The 14,753-nt window shown below is 34.4% G+C and carries 13 protein-coding genes; 12 read left to right on the top strand and 1 reads right to left on the bottom strand.

The genetic code is table 11. From position 1 onward, the window contains the following. Positions 1–20 precede the first annotated feature (20 nt). Positions 21–776 carry an alpha/beta fold hydrolase gene (locus ACFS5J_RS07090; protein WP_379811382.1) on the bottom strand — a complete coding sequence of 252 codons (756 nt, stop codon included), beginning with the start codon at positions 774–776 and terminating at the stop codon, positions 21–23. Positions 777–1,128: 352 nt separating this feature from the next. Between ACFS5J_RS07090 and mraZ the strand changes: the two genes are divergently transcribed. The 12 genes from mraZ (at position 1,129) to ftsA (ending at position 14,750) form a co-directional block, all read left to right on the top strand. Next, positions 1,129–1,599 (top strand): division/cell wall cluster transcriptional repressor MraZ, encoded by a 471-nt coding sequence (mraZ, locus tag ACFS5J_RS07085; protein WP_379811381.1) that lies wholly within the window; start codon positions 1,129–1,131, stop codon positions 1,597–1,599. Continuing rightward, a complete protein-coding gene (rsmH, locus tag ACFS5J_RS07080) occupies positions 1,586–2,482 on the top strand; it encodes a 16S rRNA (cytosine(1402)-N(4))-methyltransferase RsmH (RefSeq protein WP_379811380.1) in 897 nt (298 codons plus the stop codon). Before mraZ ends, rsmH begins: the two co-directional genes overlap by 14 nt. Position 2,483: 1 nt before the next feature. After that, a complete protein-coding gene (locus ACFS5J_RS07075; protein ID WP_379811379.1) occupies positions 2,484–2,846 on the top strand; it encodes an FtsL-like putative cell division protein in 363 nt (120 codons plus the stop codon). Continuing rightward, positions 2,837–4,819, top strand: coding sequence for a penicillin-binding protein (locus ACFS5J_RS07070; RefSeq protein ID WP_379811378.1), 1,983 nt, complete (start codon positions 2,837–2,839; stop codon positions 4,817–4,819). Before ACFS5J_RS07075 ends, ACFS5J_RS07070 begins: the two co-directional genes overlap by 10 nt. Next, a complete protein-coding gene (locus ACFS5J_RS07065) occupies positions 4,816–6,279 on the top strand; it encodes a UDP-N-acetylmuramoyl-L-alanyl-D-glutamate--2,6-diaminopimelate ligase (RefSeq protein ID WP_379811377.1) in 1,464 nt (487 codons plus the stop codon). Before ACFS5J_RS07070 ends, ACFS5J_RS07065 begins: the two co-directional genes overlap by 4 nt. 4 nt (positions 6,280–6,283) lie before the next feature. Then, positions 6,284–7,501, top strand: coding sequence for a phospho-N-acetylmuramoyl-pentapeptide-transferase (gene mraY, locus ACFS5J_RS07060; RefSeq protein ID WP_379811376.1), 1,218 nt, complete (start codon positions 6,284–6,286; stop codon positions 7,499–7,501). A 1-nt stretch (position 7,502) separates the two neighbouring features. Then, positions 7,503–8,834: a UDP-N-acetylmuramoyl-L-alanine--D-glutamate ligase gene (murD, locus tag ACFS5J_RS07055; protein ID WP_379811375.1), complete on the top strand. Its 1,332-nt coding sequence runs from the start codon at positions 7,503–7,505 to the stop codon at positions 8,832–8,834. Positions 8,835–8,837: 3 nt separating this feature from the next. Next, positions 8,838–10,136, top strand: coding sequence for an FtsW/RodA/SpoVE family cell cycle protein (locus ACFS5J_RS07050; protein WP_379811374.1), 1,299 nt, complete (start codon positions 8,838–8,840; stop codon positions 10,134–10,136). After that, on the top strand, positions 10,137–11,234 hold the full coding sequence (gene murG, locus ACFS5J_RS07045; protein ID WP_379811373.1) for an undecaprenyldiphospho-muramoylpentapeptide beta-N-acetylglucosaminyltransferase: 1,098 nt from the start codon (positions 10,137–10,139) through the stop codon (positions 11,232–11,234). A gap of 80 nt (positions 11,235–11,314) precedes the next feature. Then, positions 11,315–12,673, top strand: a complete 1,359-nt coding sequence (murC, locus tag ACFS5J_RS07040; protein ID WP_379811372.1) for a UDP-N-acetylmuramate--L-alanine ligase — start codon at positions 11,315–11,317, stop codon at positions 12,671–12,673. Next, entirely contained in the window at positions 12,651–13,376 is a 726-nt protein-coding gene (locus tag ACFS5J_RS07035; protein WP_379811371.1) for a cell division protein FtsQ/DivIB, read from the top strand. The genes murC and ACFS5J_RS07035 overlap by 23 nt, the downstream gene beginning before the upstream one ends. Before the next feature lie 9 nt (positions 13,377–13,385). Further along, a complete protein-coding gene (gene ftsA / locus ACFS5J_RS07030) occupies positions 13,386–14,750 on the top strand; it encodes a cell division protein FtsA (protein ID WP_379811370.1) in 1,365 nt (454 codons plus the stop codon). The last annotated feature ends 3 nt before the right edge of the window (positions 14,751–14,753 follow it).

The following is a 14,753-nucleotide window of genomic DNA, read 5'->3' as shown; positions in this document are numbered from 1 at the left end:
ATTCCCCTTAGGGGGAATGTTTACATGTTGTTATTTTGTAGCCAATTCAATAAAATGGCATTGAATTCTTCTGGGTGCTCCATCATGGCAGCGTGACCACATTTGTCAATCCAAAACAACTCAGAATTCGGTAGTAATTGGTTGAATTCTTCCGCTACTTCTGGAGGAGTTACTTTGTCGTTTTTACCCCAAATAATACAAGTAGGTGTTTGCATTTTTGGTAAGTCTTTAGCCATATTATGACGAATGGCACTTTTGGCAATAGTCAACGTTTTTAATAATTTAATACGGTCGTTTACAGTGGCAAATACTTCGTCAACAATTTCTTTGGTAGCAACTTCCGGATTGTAAAAAACATCTTCACTCTTTTTCTTGATGTATTCATAATCTCCACGTTTTGGGTAGCTTTCTCCCATTCCGCTTTCGTAAAGTCCTGAACTGCCTGTTATTACTAGGCCTTTCATTAATTCTGGGTACATTTTAGTGTGGTACAAAGCAATGTGTCCACCAAGTGAATTACCCAATAATATTACTTTGTCGAAGCCTTTGTAGGTTATAAAGTCTTTGACAAATTTTGAAAAAGCTTTAACGTTTGTTTTTAAAATACTTTGAGTGTACAAGGGTAGTTCCGGAATGACAATTTTATAGCCTTTGTCTGCAAAAAAAGCTGCAACACCATCAAAGTTGCTTAAGCCGCCCATTAAGCCATGAAGAATAATAATTGGGGTGCCTTCTCCGGCTTCAAAATAGGTATATTTTTTTTCTTTCTTTAGCATAACGATAATTCCAAATTCAAATCAGAAATTTTCACAAATATAAGATTTTATAAATGATTTGAAAGAAATATTTAAAAGGGGGCTAAATATGATTTTGTAAGGTTTAAAAGCTTAGTTATCAACAGTTTTTTGTAGGAATGAGATTACTTTGAATTTATGTTTTTTTAGATTTTTTATTTTCGTTTTATGTTGCAATCGCTCGTTTTCACTGTTTTTGATGGTCTTTTGACGAAAAATAAAGGGTAAGTTATTGATTGTTAAAGTGTAAAAACTTATCAACAAAGTGGGGTAATGTGGTAAAAAGTGGTAAATATTTTTTAAATTTGTCAATATTCTAACGCTGTAAACGTATTTGGAAGCAATTATTGGAACATATGAGTGTAAAGTAGATGCAAAAGGAAGATTAATGCTTCCGGCTTCTCTGAAGAAACAATTAGGTTCTTTGGAGGAGGGTTTTGTGTTGAAGCGTTCGGTGTTTCAGCCTTGTTTGGAGTTGTATTCGATGAAGGAATGGCAGTTAGTAATGCAAAGGCTTAATAAGTTGAATCGTTTTGTGAAAAAGAATAATGATTTTATTCGACTTTTTACAGCTGGTGTAAAAATGATTGAAATTGATGCGACAGGAAGGTTGTTGATTTCAAAAGATTTGGTTGGTTTTGCGAAAATTGAAAAAGAAGTTGTATTGTCTTCAGCGATTAATATTGTGGAGATTTGGGATAAAGATCTTTATGAGAATGCTATAGAAAGTGCAACGGGTGATTTTGCAGAGTTAGCAGAAGAAGTAATGGGTAATTTATACGATGATGGAAATGGAATATCATAATCCGGTGTTATTAAAAGAAACTGTTGATGGTTTGAATGTCAAGCCTGATGGGGTGTATGTTGATGTTACATTTGGTGGTGGGGGTCACTCTAGGGAGATAATGTCTCGATTGGGTGAGAATGGAAGATTGTTTGCTTTTGATCAAGATGAGGATGCGCTTGCAAATGCAATTGATGATAGTCGCTTTGTGTTGATAAATGAAAACTTTAGAAATATAAAACGCTTTTTGCGCTTTCATGGTGTGAGAAAAGTGGATGGTATTTTAGCTGATTTGGGAGTTTCTTCTCATCAATTTGATGTTGCGGAAAGAGGGTTTTCAACTCGATTTGATGCGGAATTGGATATGAGGATGAATCGTAAAGGTGATTTAAGTGCTTATCATGTGGTAAATGAATATGATGAACAAGAATTGAAACGTGTTTTCTTGGATTATGGAGAATTGAAAAATGGTGGAGCTATGGCAAGTGTGATTGTTATGGCTCGTAAGGATAAACAAATTAAAGATTCGGAGCATTTAAAGCAGGTTTTAGCTAAGTTCTTACCGGCTCACAAGAGTAATAAAATTTTAGCACAGATATATCAGGCAATTCGTATTGAAGTGAATCAGGAGATGGAGGTTTTAAAGGAGTTTTTAGAACAATCATTAGAGATTTTAGATACAGGGGGACGTTTGAGTGTGATTTCGTATCATTCTTTAGAAGATAGATTGGTGAAGCGATTTATGCGAAACGGAATGTTTGAAGGGGAGCCAGAGCGCGACTTTTTTGGAAACTTTGAAGTTCCATTTAAGATTATAGAAAAATTGATTGTCCCTACAGAAGCTGAAATAGCGGTTAATAATAGAGCAAGAAGTGCAAAACTTAGAGTAGCAGAAAAAAAATAATATGAAAAGCGGAATTTACGGTTTATTGAAAGCAAAGTTTCTTGTAAGCGATGATGCTTTAAAGAACTGGAAATTTATTGTGTTTTTGATTGTTTTGGCTATGATGATGATTGCAAATAACCACCGTTATGATGCTAAAAATTATAAAATCACGGAACTTACTAATAAAGTAAAAGAATTACGATCTGAATTTGTTGATCGTCGTTCGGAATTGATGAAATTAAAGATGGAATCAACGGTTGCTGCAAAAATGGAAGAGCGTGATATTTTTCCTGCAGATGTGCCTCCAACTAAGATAATTGTAAAACATAAAGACTCTGTTAACTCAAAAAGCTTTTTTGATAAACTTAAACTATGGCAGTAACTAATAAAAATACCTCTTTTAGAATGTATTTGGTGGCTTTCTCGATTTTCGTGATGGCTGTTTTGGTTATGGTGAAGTTGAATAATATTCAATGGGTTGAAGGTGCGTATTATCGAAAATTAGCGGCAGAGCGTACAGTTAAAAATTTAAAAATTCCTGCAAACAAAGGAAATGTTTATTCATCAGATGGGAGTTTGTTAGCGACTTCAATACCAGAATATACAATTCGCTTTGATGCTGTTTCTCCATCGGAAGAAAATTTTAGAAATAATCTTAAACCTTTAAGTGATTCATTGGCTGTTTTTTTTGGGAAGTCTTCGGGCTTCTTCCAGGCAAAATTACAGAAGGCTAGAGCAAATAAAAACAGGTATTACCTAATTGGGCGAAAATTAAGCTATACGGATTATATGCGTATTAAAAGTTTTCCGCTTTTCAATAAAGGGCCTTATAAAGGAGGGATTATTATTGAACAAAAAACCGTTAGGGAGCATCCAATAGGTCAAATTGCGCAGCGTACAATTGGTTACGAACGTTCAGATAATGACGGAAAAGGACTGGAATATGCTTTTCGTAATTATATCAATGGAGAAGATGGGCATCGAATGATGCAAAAAATCGCTAAAAGTCAGTGGAAGCCTATTAATGATAATAATGAGTTAGAGCCTCAAGATGGGTATGATATTATTTCGACAATAGATGTTTATATTCAGGATATCGCACATCATGCTTTATTAAAGCAATTGGAATATTATCAAGCAGATCACGGTTGTGTAGTGGTGATGGAAACCAAAACGGGAGAAATTAAAGCAATTTCCAATTTAGGTAGAGCTAATGATGGTTCGTATTATGAAGCTCAAAATTATGCAGTTGCTGAAACACAAGAGCCAGGATCAACATTCAAAATAATGGATTTAATTGCATTATTGGATGATAAAAAAGTTGATACGAGTAAGGTTTACGATACAAACAATGGAATTGTAGAGTATTACGGAAGAAAAGTACGTGACTCCAAAAAAGGAGGATACGGTAAAATTTCTTTAGGAAGAGGTTTCGAACTTTCTTCAAATACTGTAGTAGTACAAGCGGTTTATGATGCTTATAGTAATGATCCGAAACAATTTGTAGAGCGAATTAATAATTATGGTTTAAATAAGCCATTAGGATTACAGCTAATAGGGGAAGGGAAACCGATTATTCCACAACCGGGTACAAAAAGCTGGAGTGGAACAACATTACCTTGGATGGCTTTCGGCTATAATATTGCTATGACTCCTTTACAAACGTTGACCTTGTACAATGCAGTTGCAAATGATGGTGTAATGGTAAAACCACTTTTTGTAAAAGAAATTAAGGAATGGAATAAAACCATTAAGAAGTTTGATACAGAAGTTTTATATCCCAAAATTGCTTCTGATGAAACTTTGATACAAGTGCGTTCATTGTTGGAGAATGTGGTAAAGAGAGGTACGGGTAAAAAATTGTACTCAAAAGATTTTTCAATGGCTGGTAAAACAGGGACAGCTCAAGCGAATTACCGTGATAAGTCAAAATTACATTATGTGTCGTCTTTTGCGGGGTATTTTCCAGCGAACAATCCCAAATATTCTTGCATAGTGGTAGTTCATAAACCAAATGTTTCTGCTGGGTATTATGGGGCAGATGTTGCAGGGCCTGTATTCAAACGTATAGCACAAAAAATTTACACCGATTCTCCACCTACAAATCATATTAAAAACATTGATCAAGCGATAACAAAATTAGATAATGCTTATATGCAGTATACAAATTCTGTAAACAAAGAAACACTAAGTATACCAAATGTTAAGGGAATGAATGGAATGGATGCAGTGGCTTTATTGGAAAATTTAGGATTAAAAGTGGAGGTTGAAGGATTTGGAAAAGTTCAAAAGCAATCGATCAAAGCCGGAGAAAGAATTAGAGAAAACGAAAAAATTACACTGAAATTATCGTGAAAATTTTAAAAGACATATTATACAAAGTTGGTATTGAAGCTGTAAATGGCACAACGGATATTGCGATTAACTATATTCATTTTGATTCAAGAAAAGTCGAAATGAATGATGTTTTTGTAGCAATTCGTGGAACAGTTTCAGATGGACATGATTTTATAGAAAAGGCTTTAAGCCAAGGAGCCACAGCTGTAATATGTGAGGAGTTTCCAAGTGTAATTGTAAACGGAGTTACCTATATAAAAGTTGAAGATGCCAATCATGCTTTGGCTGTAATGGCTGCTAATTTTTACGAAAATCCATCTGAAGGGCTAAAATTAGTTGGTGTTACCGGAACTAATGGTAAAACTACTATCGCTTCATTGTTATTCCAATTATTCAAAAAGGCAGGGTACAAAGTAGGATTACTTTCTACTGTAAAAATAATGGTTAATGATCAGGAGTTTAAAGCAACGCATACCACTCCAGATTCGTTGACAATCAATCATTATCTATATGAGATGATTGCAGTAGGATGTGAATTTTGTTTTATGGAAGTGAGTTCGCATGGAATTCATCAAAAACGTACAGAAGGATTGCACTTTACAGGTGGAATTTTCACCAATTTGTCGCATGATCATTTGGATTATCATAAAACATTTGCAGAATATCGCGATGTTAAAAAATCATTTTTCGATCATTTGCCGAAAACCGCATTTGCCATTTCAAATGTGGATGATAAGAATGGAACGATAATGCTTCAAAATACCAAAGCAAAGAAAATTACTTATGCTTTGAAATCTTATGCTGACTATAAAGCACAAATCTTAGAAAATCAATTTACAGGTTTATTGCTTAAAATTAACAACCATGAAGTGTGGAGTAAGTTGATTGGTTCTTTTAATGCATATAATTTGTTGGCGATTTTGGCAACAGCAGAAGCTTTAGGACTTGAAGAACAAGAAGCTTTACGACTATTGTCGGAATTAGAAAGTGTTTCCGGACGTTTTCAATATGTAATTTCTGAAGGAAAAGTAACAGCGATTGTAGATTATGCACACACGCCTGATGCTTTGGAAAATGTACTGAAGACTATAGAAAATATCCGTACGAAAAACGAGCAATTGATAACAGTTGTAGGTTGTGGAGGCGATAGGGATAAAACAAAACGTCCGATAATGGCACAAATTGCTTCAACATTAAGTGATAAAGTTGTTTTTACCTCTGACAACCCAAGAACGGAAAATCCAGAAACGATAATTGAAGAAATGGAAAAAGGAGTTGAACCTCAAAATTTCAAAAAAACAGTTTCGGTTTTAGATAGAAAACAAGCGATAAAAATGGCTTGTCAATTGGCTAATCCAAATGATATTATTTTGATTGCAGGGAAAGGACATGAAACGTATCAAGAGATTAATGGTGTTCGTCATGATTTTGATGATATGAAAATTGTTCAAGAATTATTAACGCTATTAAACAAGTAAAAGCATGCTATACTACTTTTTTCAATATTTAGACAGAGCATTTGACTTTCCTGGGGCAGGAGTGTTTCAATATATTACATTTCGTTCAGCAATGGCTTTTATTTTGTCATTAGCTATTTCAACTATTTATGGTAAACGCATTATCGGTTTTTTACGCAAACAGCAAGTTGGCGAAACGGTTCGTGAACTTGGTTTGGCAGGGCAGAGTGAGAAAGCAGGAACACCTACAATGGGTGGAATTATCATTATTTTGGCAACATTAGTCCCAGTACTTTTATTGGCGCGATTGGAAAATATTTATGTCATTCTTCTTATTGTTACGACGCTTTGGATGGGTGCAATTGGATTTCTAGATGATTATATTAAAATTTTCAAGAAAGATAAAGAAGGACTAAAAGGACGTTTTAAAGTTATTGGACAGGTAGGTTTAGGGTTAATCGTTGGTTCTGTTTTGTATTTTCATCCAAATGTGACAGTTAGAAAAGATACTACAGGAGCTCGTGTGAAAATCGAAAATCTTGATCCAGTTTCTTTGCAAGAAAAGTCTACAGCCACTACCATTCCATTTTTCAAAAACAACGAATTGGATTATGCCGATGTTTTGTCTTTTATGGGGGATGGTTATGAAAATTGGGCGTGGTTAATTTTTATACCAGTTGTAATTTTTATTATTACTGCAGTATCAAATGGCGCTAATTTAACCGATGGAATTGACGGTTTAGCAGCAGGTACATCGGCAATTTCGGTATTAACACTCGGGATATTTGCATTCCTTTCGGGTAATATCATTTTTTCCGATTATTTAAATATTATGTACATCCCCAATTCTGGAGAGATGACGATTTTCATTGCGGCATTTGTTGGGGCTTTGGTTGGGTTTCTATGGTACAATACCTATCCAGCTCAAGTTTTTATGGGCGATACGGGTAGTTTAACTATTGGAGGTATTATCGCAGTTATTGCAATTGCTATTCGTAAAGAATTATTGATCCCAATTTTATGTGGGATTTTCTTAGCAGAGAATTTATCGGTGGTATTACAAGTGAGTTATTTCAAGTATACCAAAAAGAAATATGGTGAAGGACGACGAATCTTTTTGATGTCACCTTTACATCATCATTATCAAAAGAAAGGGTTTCATGAAAGTAAAATTGTAACTCGATTCTGGATTGTGGGTATTTTATTAGCAATTCTTTCTTTGGTATTATTAAAATTAAGATAGTATGCGATTAGTAGTTCTTGGTGGTGGCGAAAGCGGTGTAGGTACTGCAATCCTTGGGAAAAAGAAAGGATATGATGTCTTTGTTTCCGATTTTGGAAAAATCAAAGAAAACTATCGTGAGATTTTAACCATTAATGGGATAAAATGGGAGGATGAAAAGCATTCAGAAGATTTGATTTTGAATGCAGATGTGGTGATGAAGAGTCCAGGTATTCCAGAAAAGGCGCCAATTGTAAAAAAACTTTTGGAATTGAACGTTCCGGTTATTTCAGAAATTGAGTTTGCGATACAATTTACAAATGCTGTTACTATTGGAATCACAGGTAGTAATGGAAAAACCACGACAACGCTGTTAACCTATCATTTGTTGAAACAAGGTGGTTTGAATGTTGGTTTAGCTGGAAATATTGGAAAAAGTTTTGCATGGCAGGTAGCGGAAAACAAGTTTGATTATTATGTATTGGAGTTGAGTAGTTTTCAGCTAGACGGAATCGTGAATTACAAACCGCATATTGCCATTATAACGAATCTTAGTCCTGATCATTTGGATCGCTATAATTACGATTACAATTTATACATAGCATCGAAATTTAAAATAACACAGAATCAAACGGAAGATGATTTTTTAATTATCGATCACGATGATGTAGAAATTAATAAATGGTTGCATAACCATTCAATAAAAGCACAAATTATTCCTTTTTCGATATCAAGTACAGTAGAAAAAGGAGGATATATAAACGAACAAAATATTAGTAGCAACATTAATAACGAACAATTAACTATGCCAATCAACGAATTAGCTTTAGAAGGAAAACACAATGTGAAAAACGCAATGGCAGCAACTGCTGTAGCGCAACTTTTGAAAATTAGAAAACAAACAATCAGAGAAAGCTTGAGTAATTTTCAAGGAGCTGAACATCGTTTGGAAAAAGTATTGAAAATTCAAAATGTGCAGTATGTGAACGATTCTAAAGCAACTAATGTTAATGCAACATTTTTTGCATTAGATAGTATGAATACGCCTACGGTTTGGATTGTTGGTGGAGTGGATAAGGGAAATGATTATGATGAGTTAATGTCATTGGTTCGTGAAAAAGTAAAAGGTATTGTGTGCTTAGGTGTGGACAATGCAAAATTATTTCAAACTTTCAATAATGTAGTGGATGTAATGGTTGAAACTACTTCTATGGAAGAGGCAGTTAAAATAGCGCAGCGTATGGCAGAAAAGGGCGATACAGTGTTGTTGTCACCATGTTGTGCAAGTTTTGACTTGTTTGAAAATTATGAAGACAGAGGTCGTCAATTTAAAAATGCAGTGCATAATTTGTAAGATATGAATCGATTAGTAGCCAGTTTAAGAGGGGATAAAGTAATATGGGCCATAGTTTTTTTATTGGCGCTTATTTCCTTTTTGCCGGTTTATAGTGCCAGTACCAATCTTGTGTATGTAATTGGTAAAGGTTCTACTTTGGGCTACTTGGTCAAGCATTTGGGGCATTTATTCATTGGTTTTATTATCATTTATTGGACACATAAAATCCCCTATCATTATTTTCGGGCTATATCACTTATTGGTATTCCCTTTGTAATTATACTGCTAATTTATACGCTTTTTCAGGGCACTACAATAGGAGGGGCTAATGCAAGTAGATGGATAAGAATACCGTTTGTAGGTATTGGTTTTCAAACTTCCACTTTAGCATTCACTGTTTTAATGGTTTATGTGGCACGATATCTAGCCAAAGTAAGTGATAAAACCTACAGCTTTAAAGAGTCGTTAGTTGAATTATGGATGCCTATTTTTGGGGTACTAATATTTATTTTGCCAACCAACTTTTCTACCACAGCTTTAATTTTTTCTATGGTGTGCATGTTGTTGTACATCGGGCAATATCCGTTTAAGTATTTATTAATTGTTCTCGGTGCAGGTATTGCTGCATTGCTTTTGTTTTTGTTGCTCGCAAAGGCTTTTCCAGAGAATAAAATGTTTAGTCGTGTTAAAACTTGGGAGAGTAGAATAGAACGATTTGTTGACGATAAGCCTAATGAAGATAATTACCAGATTGAAAAGGCAAAAATTGCAATTGCTTCAGGTAAAATTTACGGATTAGGTCCTGGTAAAAGTGTACAAAAGAACTTTTTGCCGCAATCTTCCTCCGATTTTATTTTTGCCATCATTGTTGAAGAGTATGGTATAATAGGAGCTTTTGGTATTATTTTTCTATACATGTTACTTTTTGTAAGGTTTATTATTAATGCACATAAAGCACCAACATTTTTTGGTAAGTTGTTAATAATTGGACTTGGTTTTCCAATTATTTTTCAAGCTATGGTTAATATGGCTGTTGCAGTTGAACTGTTACCGGTTACCGGACAAACATTGCCAATGATTAGTAGTGGAGGTACCTCTATTTGGATGACCTGTGTTTCGATAGGCTTGATCTTGAGTGTGACACGAAAAGAAGAGGAAGTTTCGCTAGATGAAGAAGAAAAAAGAAAAAGAGAAGAAGCATTGCAACGTATAATTGATAGAGAGGTAAGTTTAGATAGCGCACTTGAAGAAGATAAAGAAAAGGAAGAAGTGCAACATGATGAAAAAAATCCATTAGAACCAATTTTAAACCAGCAATAAATGGAGAAGCAATTTAAGTTTATTATAAGTGGTGGAGGAACTGGAGGGCATATTTATCCTGCTATAGCCATTGCAAACGAATTAAAAAGTCGTTATCCAGATGCTCAATTTTTGTTTGTGGGAGCAAATGATAAAATGGAAATGCAAAAAGTACCACAAGCAGGTTATAAAATAAAAGGACTTTGGATTTCGGGTATTCAACGAAAATTGACGCTTCAAAATGCTATGTTTCCTTTTAAGTTACTTTCGAGTTTGTGGAAATCATATTGGATTTTAAAACAATTTAAACCAGATGTGGTTATCGGAACTGGTGGTTTTGCAAGTGGTACAGTTTTGAAAGTTGCTTCCATGTTGGGGATACCAACGGTGGTTCAAGAACAAAATTCATATCCAGGAATAACAAATAAATTGTTAGCCAAAAAAGCTGCCGTTATTTGTGTGGCTTATGAAGGATTGGATCGCTTTTTTCCTCCTGAGAAAACAATTATAACAGGAAATCCTGTTCGTCAGGATTTATTAGAAATAGATGAAAAACGTATTCAAGCTTTAACCTATTTGGAGTTGGATCCAACGAAACGAACTTTGTTGGTTTTAGGCGGAAGTTTAGGGGCTAGACGAATTAATCAATTAATAGCAGAAGAAATTGATTTGTTTCAAGATTTAGGAATTCAGGTGGTTTGGCAATGTGGTAAATTGTATTTTGAAGAATACAATCATTTTAACGAGAAAAACAATGTTCATGTTTTGGCATTTATTGATAAAATGGACTTTGCATATGCTGCAGCCGACATAATAATTTCACGTTCAGGTGCTTCATCAGTTTCGGAGCTTTGTATAGTAGGTAAGCCTACTATTTTTATACCATCGCCTAATGTGTCTGAGGATCACCAAACTAAGAATGCACAAGCAATTTTGGACAAAAAAGCTGCAATTCTTTTGAAGGAAAATGAGTTAAATGAGAAGTTTAAAGTTACCTTTGCGGACCTTTTATCGAACGATGAAAAACAGGAAAAATTGAGTAAAAAAATTCACAAATTAGCCTTGCCATATGCAACGCGAGAAATTGTGAACGAAATTGAAAAATTGATAAAAGAATAAGTGTTGTAAACACGAAATGCTCCTTAAAAGCGTTTCATAATAGGGTAATTCAAGAGTGTTGTTTTAATTGGAAAACGGAAATGAATCTTAATCAAATACATAGCGTTTATTTTATAGGAATTGGGGGTATAGGCATGAGTGCTTTAGCTCGCTATTTTATGAATATTGGAAAAAATGTTGCGGGTTATGATAAAACAGAAACACAATTAACTTCCGAATTAAAAGCACTTGGTATGGATATCCATTTTGAAGATGCTGTTGCGTTAATTGAAGCTAAATATTTGGATAAAGAAACAACACTTGTGGTTGTTACACCTGCAATACCTAAAAATCATTCGGAGTGGAATTATTTTGTTGAAAATGGTTTTGAAGTAAAAAAGAGAGCAGAAGTTTTAGGATTAATTACAAAAGATACTTTTTGTTTCGCGGTTGCAGGGACACACGGTAAAACAACAACCTCTAGTATTCTGGGGCATGTTTTATATAAAAGCGGAGTGGATGTTACAGCTTTTTTGGGAGGAATTGTAGAAGAATACGATTCTAATTTAATTGGAGAAGGAAAATCTGTTACGGTTGTAGAAGCAGATGAATTTGATCGCTCTTTTCTTCATTTGCATCCAAATCTAGCATGTGTTACTTCAATGGATGCTGACCATTTGGATATTTATGGAGATGCCGCTGCAATTGAAGCTTCATTTAGAGAGTTTTCATGTAAAGTAAACAAGGAAGATTTGTTTGTGACAATAGGATTGCCCTTGGAAGGTAATAGCATTGGAATTAACGAACCGGCGGCTTATTCGGCTCAAAATATTCGCATTGAAAGCGGTTTTTACGTTTTTGATGTTAAAACAGAAGCAGAATTGATTGAAAATGTTCGCTTTGGTTTGCCAGGACATCATAATTTGTCAAATGCATTAATAGCTTTTGCCATGGCAAAACAATACGGCCTACAAAACGAATCAATAGTTGATGCTTTAGCAACTTTTCCAGGGGTGCGAAGACGTTTTTCATTTCAAGTAAGAGATGAAAAAATAGTGTATATTGATGATTATGCACACCATCCAACAGAAATTAATGCAGTGCATCAGGCGGTAAGAGAATTATATCCGGATAGAAAAGTATTAGCAGTTTTTCAACCGCACTTGTTTTCCAGAACTAGAGATTTTATAGGTGGTTTTGCTGAGAGCTTGTCAAAGTTTGATGAAGTTAAATTGTTGGACATATATCCAGCACGTGAATTGCCTATTGAAGGGGTTACTTCGCAATGGCTTTTGGATAAAATAAACAATCCTAATAAAGCACTTGTGACGAAAGAAAATTTGTTCCAGATTTTTAAAGAAACTGATGCGGATGTATTAGTGACTATAGGGGCTGGTGATATAGGGGAAATGGTTAAAGAATTAAAAAATATGCTGTATGAAAAGTATCAATTGGCATAATGTTCGCTTGGTTTTAATTCTCCTTGTGATGGTTTTTTTGTATTCTTTTTCGTCAAATAGAAACAAAAAAAGACCCATTAATGAGGTTACTGTTTCATTTGCAGCAGGTCAGGATAACCTGTTTATAACTCATGAAATGGTTAATAACTTGTTGAAACAAAATTTTGGAAGCTTGTCAAACATTGCGAAAGTTAAAGTAGATTTGAATAGTGTAGAGGCTATTCTCGATAATCACGAGATGATAGAAAAGGCTGAAGTGTTTTCTTCAATAGATGGTTCTCTAAGTGCGCATATTATTCAAAAGACCCCAACCGTAAGATTTTTATCAAATAATACTTCGTATTATCTTGATAGTAAAGGCGATAAAATGCCTTTATCCGAAAACTTTTCTGCAAGAGTTCCGCTCGTTGTAGGAAGTTTTTTTGATGTTAATAAAGAGGGTTATGTGGAATTGTTTAACAAAATTGAAAAGGACGATTTTTTAAAAAAAGACATAACAGGTGTTAAGATTCTTCCTTCTGGGAGTGTGATTTTAACAAACAGAAATTATAATTATAAGATAGTATTTGGTAATCCTGTTCAAATTGATAAAAAGCTAAGGAATTACAAAGCGTTTTATCAACATGCTATAAAGGATACCTTATTAAAGGAGTATAAAGAAGTAAACTTGATGTTCACTGAACAAGTAGTTTGTAAGAAATAATGTTGCGTTATGAATAAGGAGAATATTGCAGTAGGATTAGACATTGGTACAACTAAAATTGTGGCAATGATCGGTAAAAAGAATGAATACGGGAAATTGGAAATTCTAGGTGTTGGAAAATCCAAAAGTCTTGGTGTTCATAGAGGAGTTGTAAACAATATTACACAAACCATTCAGTCAATTCAACAAGCAATTTTAGAAGCTGAAAATAATTCAGATTATAAAATAAATGATGTAGTAGTTGGTATTGCGGGACAACACATTCGCAGTATTCAACACAGTGATTATATTAGTCGTCCAAATGCTGAGGAAGTAATAGGTGATTTAGATATTGATACTTTAATCGGGCAAGTGCATAAGTTAGCGATGTTGCCAGGAGAGGAGATTATTCATGTTTTACCTCAAGAGTTTAAAATTGATGGTCAAAATGAAATCAAAGAGCCAATTGGAATGTACGGCGGAAGACTTGAGTCAAGTTTTCATGTTGTAGTAGGTCAAGCGGCATCTATTCGCAATTTAGGGCGTTGTGTTAAAAGTGCTGGTTTAGAATTATCAGGTTTAACATTAGAGCCTTTAGCATCAGCTGATGCTGTATTAAGTCAGGAAGAAAAAGAAGCAGGTGTTGCTTTAATAGATATAGGTGGAGGTACTACCGATTTAGCTATTTTCAAAGATGGTATCATTCGTCATACGGCGGTAATTCCATTTGGAGGAAATGTTATTACAGAAGATATTAAAGAAGGTTGTTCTATTATTGAGAAGCAAGCTGAGTTGTTGAAAATCCGTTTCGGTTCGGCTTGGCCTGGTGAAAATAAAGACAATGAAATTGTTTCTATACCAGGATTAAGAGGTAGAGAGCCAAAAGAAATTTCGTTGAAAAACTTGTCAAAAATTATTCACGCTAGAGTTGTGGAAATTGTAGAACAAGTATATGCAGAAATTAAATTATACGGACATGAAGATCCGAAAAAGAAACTTATTGCAGGTATTGTATTAACAGGAGGTGGTGCTCAGTTAAAACACATCAAGCAATTAGTAGAATATATAACCGGTATGGATACCCGCATTGGTTATCCAAACGAACATTTAGCTGGAAATTCTGATGAAGAATTGTCTAGCCCATTGTATGCTACTGCTGTAGGATTGGTAATGAACAGCATTCGTAACAATACAAAAAGTGCTATTCCTTTAATGGAATTAAAAAAGGAAGAGCCTGTTGTTGTGCAACCAATTGTAGCGGCAGAACCAGTAGAAGAAGAGCTTGTTGAAGAAGAAATTCACGATACAAAGGCTACTACTGAGGAGAAAATCAAAAAGTCATTTTTTGATAAGTATATAGAAAAGATTAAAGAGTTTTTAGATAACGCAGAATAAAAA

Origin of the sequence: Flavobacterium chuncheonense (genome assembly GCF_042686145.1) — a bacterium.
In the GTDB taxonomy this organism is placed as follows: Bacteria; Bacteroidota; Bacteroidia; order Flavobacteriales; family Flavobacteriaceae; genus Flavobacterium; species Flavobacterium chuncheonense.
The sequence above is the reverse complement of the archived record's forward strand: the minus strand, read 5'-3'. Positions and strand labels throughout refer to the sequence as shown.